The organism is Paraburkholderia phenazinium (assembly GCF_900100735.1).
Classification (GTDB): Bacteria; Pseudomonadota; Gammaproteobacteria; order Burkholderiales; family Burkholderiaceae; genus Paraburkholderia; species Paraburkholderia phenazinia.
The window spans coordinates 321,299-336,331 of sequence record NZ_FNCJ01000001.1 but is presented as its reverse complement, the minus strand read 5'-3'; the positions used below and the strand labels follow the sequence as shown (position 1 = coordinate 336,331).

Genomic DNA, 15,033 nt, shown 5'->3' with positions numbered 1-15,033 from the left:
TCCGGCCGTTTACGCAGCGAGTTATCGACAAGGGCGAACTCCACCGGGCTCGCCCTTGTTGTTGACATAGTGGGCCCAGACCATGTGCGTCCTGTTGCTCAACCCATCCCGTCCTCCATCCGGCGGCCCGCAGACCCGGCCAAGCTACAATGTGAGCTGATTGCGCCGCGCGCACCGTGCGGCCTGCTTTTGCCTTCTTCATGACTTCAAAGCCTTCCACGCGTTCTGCTCCGCCTTCGCCGCGTCCGCGCGAATCACGCCTGTCGATGCTGCATCTCGCGCCCGAATCGCTGGGTTTTGCGCTCGACTGCGCGGCTCAGGCGGTGGGTGCGGTGCGCGTCGGCTCGGCCCTTCCCGCCGCGCTCCAGTCGGTCTTCGTGTCCGCTCCTGAGGGCAGCGCTGCCGCGGCACGCGGCGCGGTGCAGGACATCTCGTACCGGACCATGCGCCGCCTGGCCACGGCCGACTGGCTGATCGCCAAGCTGGTCAAGAAGGCTCCGCCGCCGCACGTCGCCAACCTGCTCGCCTGCGCGCTGGCCTTGCTGACAGACGCTGAAGAGGACGCGGCTTACGCGCCGTTCACCGTCGTCGACCAGGCAGTCAACGCAATCGCTGCACGCCGCGAGTTCGCGTTCGCCAAGGGCCTCGTCAATGCCGTACTGCGCACCTTCCTGCGAGAGCGCGACACGCTCTTGAATGCCGCCCAGGCCGACGAGGTCGCGCGCTGGAACTACCCGGCCTGGTGGATCGATGCAGTCCGAAACGCATGGCCCGACAACTGGCAAGAGGTGCTGGCAACCGGCAACACGCAAGGGCCGCTGACGCTGCGCGTCAACGCGCGCCACTCGACCGTCGACGCCTACCTGCAGGTTTTGCACAACCACCATATCGACGCCAGCCGCGCCGGCGACGACGCGGTGCGCCTCGCCACGCCGATGCCGGTCGACCGCATCCCGGGCTTTAACGAGGGCGTGGTCTCGGTGCAGGACGCCGGTGCCCAACTCGCCGCCCAATGGCTCGGCGCGCGCGACGGCATGCGCGTGCTGGATGCCTGCGCCGCGCCCGGCGGCAAGACCGGCCACCTGCTCGAACTGGCCAATCTCGAATTGATCGCACTCGAAAGCGACGCGACCCGCGCGCGCCGCATCGGCGAAAACCTGCAGCGCCTCGGCCTGAGCGCCGAAGTGCGCATCGGCGACGCGGGCAATCCGGCGAAGTGGCACGACCCGCTCGATCGCCCCTTCGACCGCATTCTGGCCGACGTGCCCTGTTCAGCCTCGGGCATCGTCCGTCGTCACCCTGACATCCGCTGGCTGCGGCGCGCCTCGGATATTCCGGCGCTCGTCGCCGAACAACGGCGGATTCTGACGGCGCTCTGGCCGCTCGTGAAGCCAGGCGGCGAGTTGCTCTACGTTACGTGCTCGATCTTTCCCGATGAGGGTGAATTGCAGGCGCAGTGGTTTGGAGACAAGTACCAGGATGCGGTACGATTGGACGCGCCGGGGCAACTGTTGCCCGCAGCGGCCCGCGCGCCTGCCGACGCCCCGGAGGGTTCCCCTGCCGGACCAGGCGCCGGCTCGAACCCAGACCACGACGGATTTTTCTACGCGCGCTTTCAGAAACGGTGACCATCAAACGCTTCTTCCCGCTTCGGCTCGCGGCCGTGCTCTGGATTGTGCTGGCCATTTGGCTCAGCACACCGGGCGTGGCGCATGCCGATTCGATCGCGGTGCAGCGCGCGTCGCTGCAGTCGGATGGCGGCGGCTGGAGTCTCGATGCGCGTTTTGACTTCGAGTTGAACAGCAATCTCGAGGATGCCGTCAACAAAGGCATCCCGCTCTACTTCACGACCGACTTCGAACTGAGCCGGCCGCGCTGGTACTGGTTCGACGAGCAACCGGTGAGCGTGTCGCAGAGCATCCGCTTATCGTTTCAGCCGCTCACGCGCGAGTACCGGGTCTCGACGGGCGGTTTGCAACTCGGCTTCAGCACGCTGAAAGACGCGCTGGCGGTCATCCAGCATGTCACCTCATGGCATGTGATCGATCGCAATCAGGTGCAAAACGGCGAGACCTATACCGCCTCCGTGCGCATGCAGCTCGACATCGCACTGATGCCCAAGCCATTCCAGATCGACGCAGTGAACAACCGCGACTGGAATCTCTCTTCCGACTGGAAGCGTTTCACTTTCACGGTGACCGAACGTGCTAAATAAAGTACGCGGCACCACCAGCGTCAGCAGCATCGTCGTGCGCGTGCTGGTGTCGACGGTGGCGGTCACGGCCGTCCTGCTGCTGGTGTTGCTCGCTGCGGCGAGTGCCAACACCGAGTTCTTCGACCGTTACTATCAATGGCTGTACGCAGCCAATGTTGCGGTAGCGCTGATCTTCCTGATGGTCGTGACGGCGCTCGTCCTGATCATCATCTACCGCTTGCGCAAGGGCAAATTCGGCACGCGGCTGCTCGCCAAACTCGCGTTCTTCATGGCCCTGGTCGGTGTGGTGCCGGGCGGCATCATCTACATCGTCTCGTATCAGTTCGTCTCGCGCAGTATCGAGTCGTGGTTCGACGTGAACGTCGAGACCGCGCTCACCTCGGGGCTGAACCTCGGGCGCGGCATGCTCGATGCGTCGCTGTCGGACCTGCAAACCAAGGGCCGTCTGATGGCCGAACAGCTTGCCAGCGCCGACGCGGCGGGCACGACCCTCACGCTGCTGCGGCTGCGCGATCAGTTCGGCGTGCAGGATGCGACCATCATCGAGCCGGTGCGCAGCATGTCGGGCGCAGCGCCTGAGATGCACGTGGTGGCGCAGGCCTCGGGTAACTACGTGACGCTCGTGCCGAACGACTTGCCGACACCGATGATGATCGATCAGGCACGCGGCCGTGGTTTTGCTGCCATTGAAGGAGAGGTGGACGGCGATCCGCACGCCAACGGCGGCAAGGGGGTTTTGCGGCTGCGCATCGTGCAGCTCATTCCGGATTCGAACGCGTCGTTGCTGCAGCCAACCGAGCGCTTCCTGCAACTGACACAGCCGGTCTCGCCCTCGCTAGCGCGCAATGCCGACGCCGTGCAACGCGCCTATCGCGAGTACCAGGAGAAGGCGCTCGGCCGCACCGGCCTGCGCAAGATGTACATTGGCACGCTGACGCTGGCGCTGTTCCTTGCCACCTTCATTGCGATGATGCTGGCGCTCGCGCTCGGCAATCAGCTTGCCCGGCCGCTGTTCCTGCTTGCCCAGGGCACGAAGGAAGTGACCGAGGGCGACTACACGCCGAAGCGCGAAATCAAGTCGCGCGACGAACTCGGCTTCCTGACGCAGTCGTTCAACGCGATGACGCGGCAGCTCTCCGAGGCGCGTGCGGCGGTCGAAAACAACCGGATCGCGCTGGAGCATTCGAAGGCCTATCTGGAGAGCATTCTCGCCAACCTGACCGCGGGTGTGTTTGTATTTGACCGGCAGTTCCGCCTGACCACCGCGAATCGCGGCGCAGAACGGATTTTCCGCCAGCAGTTCCAGTCGATGCTCGGCTCCGCGCTCGACCGTATTACCGTGCTGAGCGATTTCGGTGCGATGGTGCGCAAGGCCTTCGCCGACCGCGAAGCCGCGAGCGGCGACGGTCACGACGATCGTGGCCACTGGCAGCAGCAGTTCTCGGTGCAGGTGCCCGGTGAAACCGAACCGCTGACCCTGCTGGTGCGCGGCGCGCGGCTCGTCTCCGCCACCGACCGCGACGCGGAAGACATGCAGACCTCCGGCTATGTGGTGGTGTTCGACGACATCTCCGACGTCATCTCGGCGCAGCGCTCGATCGCCTGGGGCGAAGTGGCGCGGCGTCTTGCGCACGAGATCAAGAATCCGCTCACGCCGATCCAGTTGTCGGCCGAGCGTCTGCAGATGAAGCTGGCCGACAAGCTCGCGCCGTCCGACGCCGATGTGCTGAAGCGCGGCGCGACCACCATCGTCAATCAGGTGGCGGCGATGAAGCAGATGGTGGACAGCTTCCGCGACTACGCGCGCACGCCGCCGGCGGTGCTCGCCAACCTGCAGTTGAATGAACTGGTGAGCGAAGTGCTCACGCTGTACGGGATCGAAGAAGGCAAGAGCGCGATCCACGTTGAGATGGCTGCGCTACCGGTGATTCGCGGCGACGCGACCCAATTGCGCCAGGTGATCCACAACCTGCTGCAGAATGCGCAGGATGCGGTGTCGGAGGCCGAGCATCCACGTGTGCTGCTCGAGACGAGGACAGTAGAATATGGCGATCCCGACGCGGAAGGCAAAGTGCGCGTCGCGGTGCGTCTGACCGTATCGGACAACGGACCGGGCTTCCCCGCACGCATTCTGACGCGCGCATTCGAACCTTACGTGACGACCAAGGCCAAAGGGACAGGGCTCGGTCTCGCGATGGTCAAGAAGATCGTCGACGAACACGGCGCACGCATCGACATTCGCAACCGTCTGAAGGCGGGCGATGTAATCGAGGGCGCGCAGATTTCGATCCTCTTTCTTCAATTGGCAGACGATGATGTTGCGGCACCCGGAGCAGGGCCGCAGGCGGCGCATGGCAAAGCGTCGCAGGGAACGACAAAAGCAACAGTGCAGACAAGGGCAGCGTAAATGGCAACCATCCTGGTGGTAGATGATGAAATGGGCATCCGGGAATTGCTCTCGGAGATCCTGAGCGACGAAGGGCATGTCGTGGAGGCGGCGGAGAACGCGCAGGAAGCGCGCGAGTTCCGGCTGCGCCAGGCGCCCGACCTGGTGCTGCTCGACATCTGGATGCCCGACACCGATGGCGTCACGTTGCTCAAAGAATGGGCTGCGCAGGGGCAATTGACGATGCCGGTGATCATGATGTCGGGGCACGCGACCATCGATACGGCAGTCGAGGCCACCAAGATTGGCGCGCTCAACTTCCTCGAGAAGCCGATTGCGTTGCAGAAGCTGCTGAAGGCGGTCGAACAGGGCCTTGCACGCGGCAATCCCGCACCCGCGGTGCCCGGCGCAGCGGTGAAGCCGGCGCTGCCGGTGAGCTCGTCGGCGGTGGCCTCGGCGGCCTCGTTGCCGATGCTGTCCAGCGACGGACTCGGCAGCGGCGCGCTGGCGGCGCAGACCGCCTCGATCTCGTTCGACATCCCGCTGCGCGACGCGCGTGACGCATTCGAGCGCGCGTACTTCGAGTACCACCTCGCCCGCGAGAACGGCAGCATGACGCGCGTGGCCGAAAAGACGGGACTCGAACGCACGCACCTGTATCGCAAGCTCAAGCAGCTCGGCGTCGATCTCGGCAAGAACAAAGGGGAGTAGGGCGGCGCACCGGCAGGTGGACGGCGGCCCCAGCAAAAAATTTCAAGAAGGGGGCTTGAGCAGTCGAAAACCCTTTGTTATACTCTCGCTTCTTCGTTGGCCCGGTAGCTCAGTTGGTAGAGCAGCGGATTGAAAATCCGCGTGTCGATGGTTCGATTCCGTCCCAGGCCACCAGAATTTAGCCCCAGGAAATCGCAAGATTCCTGGGGCTTTTCCTTTTCTGACGGACACCCCAGCGCACCTCGTTGTGCGGCGCTTCGGCGGGGTCACCGGCGGCAATGTGCGGCGCGTGATAAAATCGCGCCAGTTCAAGGACTTGCCGCGTTCGCCTGACAAGTCCTTTTTGTTTTTCAGGGGTGGTTTCCGGCACGGCTTTCCAGCCACGCTGCACCGCGCACCAACCCCTGCGCCCGACGATCAGCGGTATAAGCGCCAGCGACTCTGGAGACGGATGGCGCGGCCTATACTGCATGAGCCGGTAACACGCCGGCACGCGTCGCGCCGCGTTGCTGCATGGCGCACACCGCGCAGCGCGACGTGGCACTCATCTTTCACGGAGTTTCACGGTGATCCGCAAAGACGCTAAGAGTAGCGCTCTGGTGCTGTTTTCCGGCGGTCAGGACTCGGCCACGTGCCTCGCCTGGGCGCTCGAACGATATGAAACGGTCGAGACACTCGGCTTCGACTACGGTCAACGGCACCGGGTCGAGCTGGAGTGCCGTGAAGGCTTCCGTGACGCGGTTGCCCGAACCTTTCCGGCGTGGGCCGAGCGCCTCGGCGACGACCACATGATCGACCTGTCGGTGCTCGGTTCAATCAGCGATACGGCGATGACGCGCGAGATCCAGATCGAAGCGGCGGCCAACGGTCTGCCGAATACCTTCGTGCCGGGCCGCAACCTGATGTTCATGACCATTGCGGCGGCCATCGCTTATCGGCGTGGCCTGCAGGTGCTGGTGGGCGGCATGTGCGAGACGGACTTTTCGGGCTACCCGGATTGCCGCGACGACACGATGAAGGCGCTGCAGGTGGCGCTCAATCTCGGCATGGACCAGCGCTTCCTGCTGGAAACGCCGCTGATGTGGCTCGACAAGGCCGATACTTGGCGCCTCGCGCACGAGTTGGGCGGCGACGAGCTGGTCGAGCTGATCCGGGTCGAGACGCATACGTGTTACGTCGGCGAGCGCGCCGAGCTGCATGCGTGGGGCTTTGGCTGTGGCGAATGCCCGGCGTGCCGCCTGCGCAAGCGCGGCTATGAAGCTTATCTGGTCGGCGAGAAGGTCACAGAAGCACCCGTTTGATCCGTTCGCCCTTTGGTGATCTTCGTGATCCATAGGGCGGCGGCAACCTTAATCAGGCACCTATCGGTGCCAGGCAGAAAGCAGCATGACGTACGCGGTCAAGGAAATCTTCTACACATTGCAGGGCGAGGGCGCGAATGCCGGACGCCCGGCGGTGTTTTGCCGGTTCGCCGGCTGCAATCTGTGGTCGGGCCGCGAGGAAGACCGGGCGGAGGCCGTGTGCCGTTTCTGCGATACGGACTTTGTCGGCACCGACGGCGAGAACGGCGGCAAGTACCGCACCGCCGACGAGCTGGTAGCGATGATCGCTTCGCAGTGGCCCGAAGGCGAGGGCCAGCGCTTTGTCGTCTGTACTGGCGGCGAGCCGATGCTGCAGATCGATCAGCCTTTCGTCGATGCGCTGCACGCCGCGGGCTTCGAGATCGCCATCGAGACCAACGGCTCGCTGCCGGTGCTCGAGACGATCGACTGGATCTGCGTGAGCCCGAAGGCCGATGCGCCTTTGGTGGTCACCAAGGGCAACGAACTGAAAGTCGTGATCCCGCAGGACAACCAGCGCTTGTCTGAATACGCGGCGCTCGACTTCGAATATTTTCTCGTCCAGCCAATGGACGGCCCGTCGCGCGACATCAATACGAAGCTCGCGATCGACTGGTGCAAACGCCATCCGCAATGGCGCCTGTCGATGCAGACCCACAAGTACCTGAACATTCCCTGATTTGCCGTGCTGACGATTACCCGAAAACTCGAATTCGACGCGGGCCACCGCATCCCCGATCACCGTAGCCAGTGCCGGAATCTGCACGGGCATCGCTATGTGCTCGAAATCACGCTGCAAGGCGATCTGGTCGAAACGGAAGGCGCGCCGGATCGCGGCATGGTGATGGACTTTGCGGATGTGAAGTCGCTTGCCGTCGAACATCTCGTCGACAAATGGGATCACGCGTTTCTCGTCTATGAAGGCGACGCGCAGGTACGCGGCTTTCTGGATTCGATGCCCGGTCACAAGACCGTCGTGCTCGATCGCATTCCTACGGTGGAAAATCTCGCGGCGGTCGCGTTCGACCTGCTGGCCAACGTCTACGACGCCCACTACGGCGTGAATCTGCGTCTGCACAAGGTGCGTCTCTACGAGACGCCGAATTGCTGGGCGGACGTGGTCCGCGACTGAGCGTCCCCGTTATTGTCACGGTATGATCGTTTCGATAACCACTCGGAGCGAGACATGCCGGTCACCGCACTGCGAAGCGGGCGCCAAGCCCGCCGCGCCAGCCTCCTCTCCCGTGCCTCTGGCGGCCTTGTGCGCTGCCGCGGAGCACGGCGATGAGCACCTTTACGAATCCCCTCAAACTACGTCTCGCGGAAGCTGAGCCGCTCTTCGGGCTGTGGCTCTCGCTCGGTAGCGAAAGCGCCGCCGAGGCGCTCGCACACGCTGGTTTCGACTGGTTGCTGATCGACATGGAACATGCGCCCAACGATAGCGGCGACGTCACCGGCCAGCTACGGGCGATTGCGGCGGCGCATCTGCCGAGCGAACCGGTGGTGCGCGTGCCGGCGAGCGAAGCCTGGCTCGTCAAGCGCGTGCTCGACGCGGGCGCCCGTACGCTGATGTTCCCGAACATCGAATCCGCCGAGGAAGCGCTTGAGGCCGTGCGCCTGACCCAGTATCCGACGGCCGAGGCGCTCGATGGCCGGCGTGGCGTCGCGGGTGCCGTTCGCGCTGCTTCGTACGGCATGCGGCGCGACTACGTGCAGGGCGCCAACGCGCAGATCGCCACGATCGTGCAGATCGAATCCGCGCGGGCCGTGCAGGAAGTCGAGAAGATCGCAGCCACGCCGGGTGTGGATTGCCTGTTCATCGGCCCTGCGGATCTCGCTGCGAGCCTCGGCCATCTGGGCGACTCGAAGCACCCGGAGGTGCAGGCGGCCATGGCCCACGTGGTCGCGGCAGCCGACAAGGCCGGCATTGCGACCGGCATTTTTGCCATGGATTCTGCCGGCGCACGCCAGTATCGCGACGCCGGTTTTCGTTTTATCGCGCTCGCGGCCGATGTCATGTGGCTGCTGCGCGCGACACGTCAGGCGCTGCAGGAGGTGCGGTCATGAAGGGTTTTTCGCAGCGCGTCGTGCGCGTCGCGGTGGGTGTCGCCACCTGTGCCGCGTTAGCGGCATCTGCCACGGTATACGCGCAGGACAAGCCGTCCCAGGCAGACCCCGGGACGCAGACGGCCGTTGCCGACTACAACGCTGGCAACCTGAGCGCCGCGCTCAGCGAGTTCCATAAGGCGGCCGAACACGGCAGCCGGCTTGCCGAATTCAACTACGCGATGATGCTGCTCAACGGCGAAGGCACGGCCGCCAATGTCGACGAAGGCAAGAAATGGCTGCGCAAGGCCGCCGATGCGAACATGTCGCACGCGCAGTACGTGTACGGCAAGATGTACGACGACGGCGAGTTCGTGGGCCGCGATCCGGTGGAAGCGCATCGCTGGTTTCTGAAGGCCGCGCAGCAAGGCCACGTACAGGCCGAGCTCGCGCTCGCCAACCAGTTCCTCGATGGCCGCGGCACGACGCGCGACAATCGCCAGGCGTTCTTCTGGTACAAGAAAGCCGCGGAAGGCGGCGACATGACGGCGCAGTACGTGGCCGGCTCGTTCTACGAGCGCGGCGGCGATGGCGTGGACAAGAACCTGAACGTGGCGCGCGCTTACTATGCGGCGGCTGCGGCGCAAGGCGATCCTGCGGCCAAGCTCAAATTTCAGCAATTGAGTGCGGAATTGCGCGACGAGCACGAGGCGAAGCCGCAGTAGATGGGGTTGCAAGGGGCTGCTGCGGCGAGAGCTGGCCCAGCCGCGCAGCAACGGCCTGCAGCATGAGGCTCCGGGCCGGTAAACGAACAAGGGGCGCATCCGCGCCCCTTTTTAGTTCTAGCTCTGCATCAACCGCTTCTGTCGGCCGACGCTCATGATGAGGCCGGTGGCGATCCCTAGCGTAATCAGAGCGGTGCCCCCATAGCTCATGAACGGCAGCGGCACGCCGACCACCGGCAAGATCCCGCTCACCATGCCGATATTGACGAACGCGTAGGTGAAAAAGGCCATCGTCAGCGAGCCGGCCAATAATCGTCCGAATAGCGTGGCCCCGTTCGCCGCTATATAAAGCCCACGCGCGATCAGCGCCATATACAGCACCAGCAGCACGATCCCTCCCGCCAGCCCGAACTCCTCGGAGAACACCGCAAAAATGAAGTCGGTGTGTTTTTCAGGAATGAATTCCAGGTGCGCCTGGGTACCCTTCAGCCAGCCCTTGCCAAGCGGGCCACCGGAGCCGATCGCAATCACCGCCTGAATGGTGTGGAAGCCCTTGCCGAGCGGGTCCGAGGTGGGATCGAGCAGCGTACAGATACGGTGCTTCTGATAATCGTGCATCAGCGGCCACTGCACCTCAGGCTGGCAGATCTTGTCCTGAAACACTGCGATCGAGGTGACCGCGATTGCCGCTGCAATCAGCACCGGCACGATCAGCTTGAAGCTCAGTCCCGCGAAATAGATGACGAACAGACCCGCCGCGAACACCAGCACGGCGGTGCCGAGGTCAGGCTGCTTGGCGATCAGGCCAACTGGCACCGCCAGAATGATCAGGCCCACCAGATAGTCGTACCAGCGCATCACGCCTTCGCGGCGCTGGTAGTACCACGCGAGCATCAGCGGGGTGGCGATCTTCATGATCTCGGACGGCTGGATCACCACGCCGACATTGATCCAGCGCTTGGCCCCCTTGCGCGTGAGGCCGAATAGCGCCACCGCCACCAGTAACGCGATGCCGAAGGTATAGAGCGGCACCGCGAAGCGCATCAGCGTGGTGGGCGGCACGTTGGCCAGCGCCCACATCAGCACGAAGGTGAGCATGATGTTGCGCAACTGGTCTTCTACCTTGCCCGGCATATCGAGCGTGGCGCTGTACAGTGTGACGATGCCGACGCACATCAGCAGAAACACCGCCAGTGCGAGCGGGCGGTCGAAGCCGATGAACATCTTCTTGATGCGGTCGAGCCAGGCGCGCTTGTCGAATTGCATGCCTTTCTCCTTACTCGTCGATGCCGCCGGAAACCGGCTGGCTGGGTGACGTGGGCTGAATGCTGTCTTCGCGTGACGGCGCAGCGGCGGTTGGCACCGGTTCGCTGCCCGGGCGCGGGTGGTGCGGGCCGGACTTGCGCGGCACGAGGGTCTTGGTCGGCGTCGGGCCCGAGGCAGGGTCCGGGTCCGCCTGCACGGTGGTGGCGACGAACGGAGCGGAGGCGTCGGCTGCCGGCGCGGCGGCCGCCTTATTTGCTGCCTTTGTGGCGCCCTTTGCGGCCGGTGCTGCGACCACGGGGCCAGGCGGCGCGGCAGGTGCGGCCTCGGAGGCAGCGGATGCCGCAGACGGCGCCGAGGCGCCAGCCGCGTTCGACGCGGCGCCAGGCATCGGCAGGGCGGTGAAGCCCGCGGCGACCGAGGCTGGCTGCGTGATCTCGACGGTGGTGGGCGCCGCGGCGATCACCGGCCCCGATGCATCCGCCGTCGCCGAAGCCGCCGCGGCGACGGCCGCCGCTTCGGCCCCCGGCTTCTGCCGGTCGACGAGGTAGTAGTCGAGCACGCGGCGCGCGATCGGCCCCGCCGATTCCGCACCCCAGCCGCCGTTTTCGACGATCAGCGCAACGGCGATCTTCGGGTTGTCGGCCGGTGCGAAGGCGATAAAGAGCGCGTGGTCGCGCAGATGCTCGGCAACCGCATGGCCCTTGTAGTTCGCGCCCTGCAGCGAATACACCTGCGCCGTACCTGTCTTGCCGGCCGCCTGATACGGTGCGCCAATGAAAATCTTGGACGCCGTCCCGTTGGTCACCACGCCGACCAGCGCGCGCTTGACGATATCGATATCCGCCTGCGACACGTTGATGCGGCCATCGTCCTTCGGCACGGTCAGACGCGTGTCCTTGGTGATCGGATTTTCGATTTCCTTCACCAGGTGAGGCTTCATCACCACGCCGTTGTTGGCGAGCGTAGCGACCGCATGAGCGAGCTGCAGAATCGTGAACGAGTTGTAGCCCTGGCCGATCCCGAGACTGATCGTCTCACCCTCATACCAGCGCTGTTGCTCGGGCTTGCGGTAGGCTTTGCGCTTCCATTCGGTGGAAGGAAGAATGCCCTTGGCCTCGCCGGCAATGTCGATGCCGGTGATCTGCCCGAAGCCCCACGGTTTCATGAAGTTGGCGATCGCGTTGACGCCGAGATCGTGCGCCAGCATGTAGAAATACGTGTCGTTCGAGACCACGATCGCACGGTTCAGGTCGATCCAGCCCTGGCCCGAACGCACGTCGTTGCGGAACGTATGGCCGCCGAACGTGTAGTAGCCCGGATCCTGGAAGCCCCAGCTCGGCGTGCGCTTGTGCAGCGTCAGGGCGGCGAGCGCCATGAACGGCTTGTACGTGGAGCCCGGCGGGTAGGTGCCGTGCAGCGGCCGGTTCAGGAGCGGGTGATCGGGCGAGTTGTTCAGGTCGTCCCAGGTTTGCTGGTCGATGCCGTCGACGAACGAATTCGGATCGAAGCTCGGCGCGGAGACGAACGCGAGCACGTCGCCGGTCGCCGGTTCGATTGCTACCAGCGCGCCACGCTTGCCTGCAAACGCCTGTTCGGCGACCTGCTGCAGGCCGATATCCAGCGAGAGCACGAGGTTGTTGCCCGGCGTCGCCTGGGTGCGCGACAAGGTGCGTACCGGCCGGCCGCCAGCGGTGACTTCGACTTCCTCGAAGCCGGTCTGGCCGTGCAGTTCGGTCTCGTAGCTCTGCTCGACGCCGATCTTGCCGATGTAGTCCGTGCCCTTGTAGTTGTTGGCGTCGAGGCGCGGATCGTAGTGGTCCGGATCGCTATCGTTCTGGTCGCTGGCTTCGTCGATGCGGTCCTGATCGCGCTGCGAGATCCGCCCGATATAGCCGATCACGTGCGCCGCCGTCGGCCCGAGCGGGTACTGACGGAACAGGCGCGCGCGCACTTCGACACCCGGGAAACGGAAGCGCTGCGCCGTGAAGCGCGCGACTTCGTCGTCGGTCAGGCGGGTGCGGATCGGCAGGCTTTCGAAGTTCTTCGAGTCTTCCTGCAGCTTCTTGAAGCGGCGCCGGTCGCGTGCGTCGATGGAAATGACGGTCGCGAGGTTGTCGATGACGTTGTCGAGCGTGTCGTTGAGCTTCGAGGGCGTGATTTCCAGCGTGTAGGCGGAGTAATTCTTCGCCAGCACGACGCCGTTACGGTCTGTGATGATGCCGCGGTTGGGAACGATCGGCGCCACCGAAATGCGGTTCTCGTCGGCCTGCAGCGAGTACTTGCTGTAGTGCCAGACCTGCAGGAACAGGAAGCGGAAAACGATCAGCCCGAAGCAGACGAACACGAACAGGCCCGCCGCCGCGACCCGCAGGCGGAACTTCGAGAGCTGTTGCTGAGTGTCCTTGAATTCGGCAGCCATGCTTTTGATCAAAAGGCCGCGCAGCGGCCGTGAGGTAAGGGTGTCCAGCCGGCGGTCGTGGCCGGCAGGCAGGAGCGGTGCGGGTCGAGCGTACCTGGCGAAGCTTGGTTCAGCGTCTTCAGCGGATGCACAGAAGGGCTCGACGCGCGCACGGCGCTAAATGGGGCGGGTGTCGTCCGGATCGGCCGGACGGCGCTGCGGCATCAGCAGCAGCACACTTGCAATGGGCCACAGGGCGGCTTCGACGAATCCGTCGATCAGGTAGCCCCAGCCCGGAAAGGCGGCGCCCATCAGTAGACGGATTACAAAGGGCACAAGTTGCGCGATGACGAACAACGGCATCACCGCGAAGGTCTGCACGCCCATAGGCATCCACAATACACGCCGGTGAATCGTGATGGCGCCGTACGACAGCAGCGTATACGCGAGTGCATGCTCGCCGAGCAGGCTGGCGTTATGCACGTCCATCAGGATGCCGAGCAGGAAGGCGATGCCCATGCCCACCTTGCGCGGCTGGTGCACGTTCCAGAACAGCAGCACGAGTGCGACGAAGTCAGGAATGCCGATCAGGCGTCCCCACGGCATCAGGTTCAGCAGGAAGGCTGCCGCGAGACTGAAGGCGATGAAGTACGGGTTGACCGGCTGCAGGATGTATTGAGGGCGGTTCACTCGTCGATCCCCCCTGTGGCTGGCTTTTCTACTGGCGGGCGGCCGTCGGCTTTCTTCTCGTTAGCCGGTTTTTTCTCGCCTGCGGGTTTCTTCTCAGGGGCCGTCCGTCCGGGAGCCGCCTTCTTTTCCGCCGCTGTCGCTGTCGCTGCCGAGCCCGAAGTCGGCTTGGCTGCAGCCGCGGTGGCAGTAGCGGCAGACGCCGGCGCGGCAGCCTTGGCGTTCTTGTCCGCGGGCTTCGCGCCCTTCTTCAACTTCGCTTCCTTCGCCGCGCTAGCCGCATCCGGTTCGTCAGCAGGACGAGGTGGCACGGTGTTCTGATAATGCAGCACAAGCAACTGACGCGCACCACGTACTGGCGCCACTGGCAGGCAAACCACGCGTGCAAACGCGGTATCGGCCTGCTTGTCGACCCGCACCACCTTCGCAACCGGCAGTCCCGGCGGATAGGTGCCGTCGAGGCCGCTCGTCACGAGTTCATCGCCAGCCTGCACGTCCGCACTGATCGGCACGAAGCGCAGATCGAGCGAATCGCCTTTCGGCGTGCCGTAGATCACGCTGCGCAGACCAGTACGCACCACCTGCACCGGCACGGCCTGATCCTTGTCGGTCAGCAGCGTCACTTCGGCTTGCAGCGGGAACACGCGGGTCACCTGGCCGATCACGCCGTCTTCATTGACGACCGGCGAACCGTCCTGGATACCCTGCTGCGCGCCACGGCCAATGATGACCTTCTGCGTGAACGGATCGCGCGTGTCGTACTGGATTTCGGCGGGAATCGACTGGGTGGTCATGCGCTGCGAGAGTTGCAGCAGCGCACGCAGATGCCCGTTCTCTGCGGCCAGTTCGGCCGCGGTATTGGCTTGCAGCGAGAGTTGCAGGTTCTTCTTGTGCAGGGCGTCATTCTGACCGCGCAGCGAGGCGCTGGTCACCGCCAGATCCGCGGCGCCCATCAAGATGTCGCGCGGCACGAGCGCGGCGCGCTGCAACGGATAAAGACCGGCTCCCAGCACGCCACGGACGATCTCGAGCGTCTTGAAGCGCGCATCCGAGATCAGCAGGGCGAGCGCCAGCAGCACGAAGAAAATCAGCCGTGCGAGTGCGGAGGGGCCTTGCTTGAACAGAGGCGGCGGACTGTATTCCATGGTCGGCGCCGGGGGCGTGAGCGGTTGGTCTAACTTCGGCGCGAAAGCGCGCGCTCAGCGCGCGGCGGCTGGATGAACCAGCCCAAGACAGGCCGGCCCGATTAAGGCTAGCCG

The 15,033-nt window shown here is 64.5% G+C and carries 14 protein-coding genes and 1 tRNA gene; 10 read left to right on the top strand and 5 right to left on the bottom strand.

Features of this window, described 5'->3' with window-relative positions; all coding sequences use genetic code 11:
* Positions 1 to 200: 200 nt before the first annotated feature.
* From rsmB to BLQ92_RS01530, 5 genes are all read left to right on the top strand, one after another.
* A complete protein-coding gene (gene rsmB / locus BLQ92_RS01550; protein ID WP_090681851.1) occupies positions 201 to 1,628 on the top strand; it encodes a 16S rRNA (cytosine(967)-C(5))-methyltransferase RsmB in 1,428 nt (475 codons plus the stop codon).
* Positions 1,625 to 2,215 carry a DUF4390 domain-containing protein gene (locus BLQ92_RS01545; protein WP_090680899.1) on the top strand — a complete coding sequence of 197 codons (591 nt, stop codon included), beginning with the start codon at positions 1,625 to 1,627 and terminating at the stop codon, positions 2,213 to 2,215. Before rsmB ends, BLQ92_RS01545 begins: the two co-directional genes overlap by 4 nt.
* Positions 2,205 to 4,622, top strand: coding sequence for a sensor histidine kinase (locus tag BLQ92_RS01540; RefSeq protein WP_090680896.1), 2,418 nt, complete (start codon positions 2,205 to 2,207; stop codon positions 4,620 to 4,622). Before BLQ92_RS01545 ends, BLQ92_RS01540 begins: the two co-directional genes overlap by 11 nt.
* Positions 4,623 to 5,312, top strand: coding sequence for a response regulator transcription factor EsaR (gene esaR, locus BLQ92_RS01535; protein ID WP_090680895.1), 690 nt, complete (start codon positions 4,623 to 4,625; stop codon positions 5,310 to 5,312). It begins immediately after the preceding gene.
* A 98-nt stretch (positions 5,313 to 5,410) separates the two neighbouring features.
* Positions 5,411 to 5,486: transfer RNA gene (locus BLQ92_RS01530), tRNA-Phe, on the top strand.
* 4 nt (positions 5,487 to 5,490) lie between these two features.
* Here the strand turns inward: BLQ92_RS01530 and BLQ92_RS39155 are convergent.
* A complete protein-coding gene (locus BLQ92_RS39155) occupies positions 5,491 to 5,682 on the bottom strand; it encodes a hypothetical protein (protein WP_143016491.1) in 192 nt (63 codons plus the stop codon).
* 196 nt (positions 5,683 to 5,878) lie between these two features.
* Between BLQ92_RS39155 and queC the strand changes: the two genes are divergently transcribed.
* From queC to BLQ92_RS01505, 5 genes are all read left to right on the top strand, one after another.
* Positions 5,879 to 6,613 (top strand): 7-cyano-7-deazaguanine synthase QueC, encoded by a 735-nt coding sequence (queC, locus tag BLQ92_RS01525; protein WP_090680892.1) that lies wholly within the window; start codon positions 5,879 to 5,881, stop codon positions 6,611 to 6,613.
* Positions 6,614 to 6,698: 85 nt separating this feature from the next.
* Positions 6,699 to 7,331, top strand: coding sequence for a 7-carboxy-7-deazaguanine synthase (queE, locus tag BLQ92_RS01520; RefSeq protein WP_090680889.1), 633 nt, complete (start codon positions 6,699 to 6,701; stop codon positions 7,329 to 7,331).
* Positions 7,332 to 7,340: 9 nt separating this feature from the next.
* Complete coding sequence (gene queD, locus BLQ92_RS01515) at positions 7,341 to 7,784, top strand: 6-carboxytetrahydropterin synthase QueD (RefSeq protein ID WP_090681849.1); 444 nt, start codon at positions 7,341 to 7,343, stop codon at positions 7,782 to 7,784.
* A gap of 152 nt (positions 7,785 to 7,936) precedes the next feature.
* The gene (locus BLQ92_RS01510) at positions 7,937 to 8,719 is read left to right on the top strand and encodes an HpcH/HpaI aldolase family protein (RefSeq protein ID WP_090680886.1); all 783 of its coding nucleotides are present in this window, start codon (positions 7,937 to 7,939) and stop codon (positions 8,717 to 8,719) included.
* Positions 8,716 to 9,423, top strand: a complete 708-nt coding sequence (locus tag BLQ92_RS01505) for a tetratricopeptide repeat protein (protein WP_090680884.1) — start codon at positions 8,716 to 8,718, stop codon at positions 9,421 to 9,423. Before BLQ92_RS01510 ends, BLQ92_RS01505 begins: the two co-directional genes overlap by 4 nt.
* A gap of 117 nt (positions 9,424 to 9,540) precedes the next feature.
* Here the strand turns inward: BLQ92_RS01505 and rodA are convergent, their stop codons facing one another.
* The 4 genes from rodA to mreC all read right to left on the bottom strand — a co-directional run bounded on the left by rodA (position 9,541) and on the right by mreC (position 14,919).
* Positions 9,541 to 10,689 (bottom strand): rod shape-determining protein RodA, encoded by a 1,149-nt coding sequence (gene rodA / locus BLQ92_RS01500; RefSeq protein ID WP_090680881.1) that lies wholly within the window; start codon positions 10,687 to 10,689, stop codon positions 9,541 to 9,543.
* A gap of 10 nt (positions 10,690 to 10,699) precedes the next feature.
* Positions 10,700 to 13,108 carry a penicillin-binding protein 2 gene (gene mrdA, locus BLQ92_RS01495; protein ID WP_090680878.1) on the bottom strand — a complete coding sequence of 803 codons (2,409 nt, stop codon included), beginning with the start codon at positions 13,106 to 13,108 and terminating at the stop codon, positions 10,700 to 10,702.
* A gap of 156 nt (positions 13,109 to 13,264) precedes the next feature.
* Positions 13,265 to 13,777, bottom strand: a complete 513-nt coding sequence (gene mreD, locus BLQ92_RS01490; protein WP_090680875.1) for a rod shape-determining protein MreD — start codon at positions 13,775 to 13,777, stop codon at positions 13,265 to 13,267.
* Complete coding sequence (mreC, locus tag BLQ92_RS01485; RefSeq protein WP_090680873.1) at positions 13,774 to 14,919, bottom strand: rod shape-determining protein MreC; 1,146 nt, start codon at positions 14,917 to 14,919, stop codon at positions 13,774 to 13,776. The genes mreD and mreC overlap by 4 nt, the downstream gene beginning before the upstream one ends.
* Positions 14,920 to 15,033 lie beyond the last annotated feature (114 nt).

Bases quoted from the DNA above. Each gene is read 5' to 3' on its own strand.
- mrdA (WP_090680878.1), bottom strand. From the start codon at position 13,108: ATGGCTGCCGAATTCAAGGACACTCAGCAACAGCTCTCGAAGTTCCGC.
- rsmB (WP_090681851.1), top strand. From the start codon at position 201: ATGACTTCAAAGCCTTCCACGCGTTCTGCTCCGCCTTCGCCGCGTCCG.
- rodA (WP_090680881.1), bottom strand. From the start codon at position 10,689: ATGCAATTCGACAAGCGCGCCTGGCTCGACCGCATCAAGAAGATGTTC.
- BLQ92_RS01510 (WP_090680886.1), top strand. From the start codon at position 7,937: ATGAGCACCTTTACGAATCCCCTCAAACTACGTCTCGCGGAAGCTGAG.
- esaR (WP_090680895.1), top strand. From the start codon at position 4,623: ATGGCAACCATCCTGGTGGTAGATGATGAAATGGGCATCCGGGAATTG.
- mreC (WP_090680873.1), bottom strand. From the start codon at position 14,919: ATGGAATACAGTCCGCCGCCTCTGTTCAAGCAAGGCCCCTCCGCACTC.
- BLQ92_RS01505 (WP_090680884.1), top strand. From the start codon at position 8,716: ATGAAGGGTTTTTCGCAGCGCGTCGTGCGCGTCGCGGTGGGTGTCGCC.
- queE (WP_090680889.1), top strand. From the start codon at position 6,699: ATGACGTACGCGGTCAAGGAAATCTTCTACACATTGCAGGGCGAGGGC.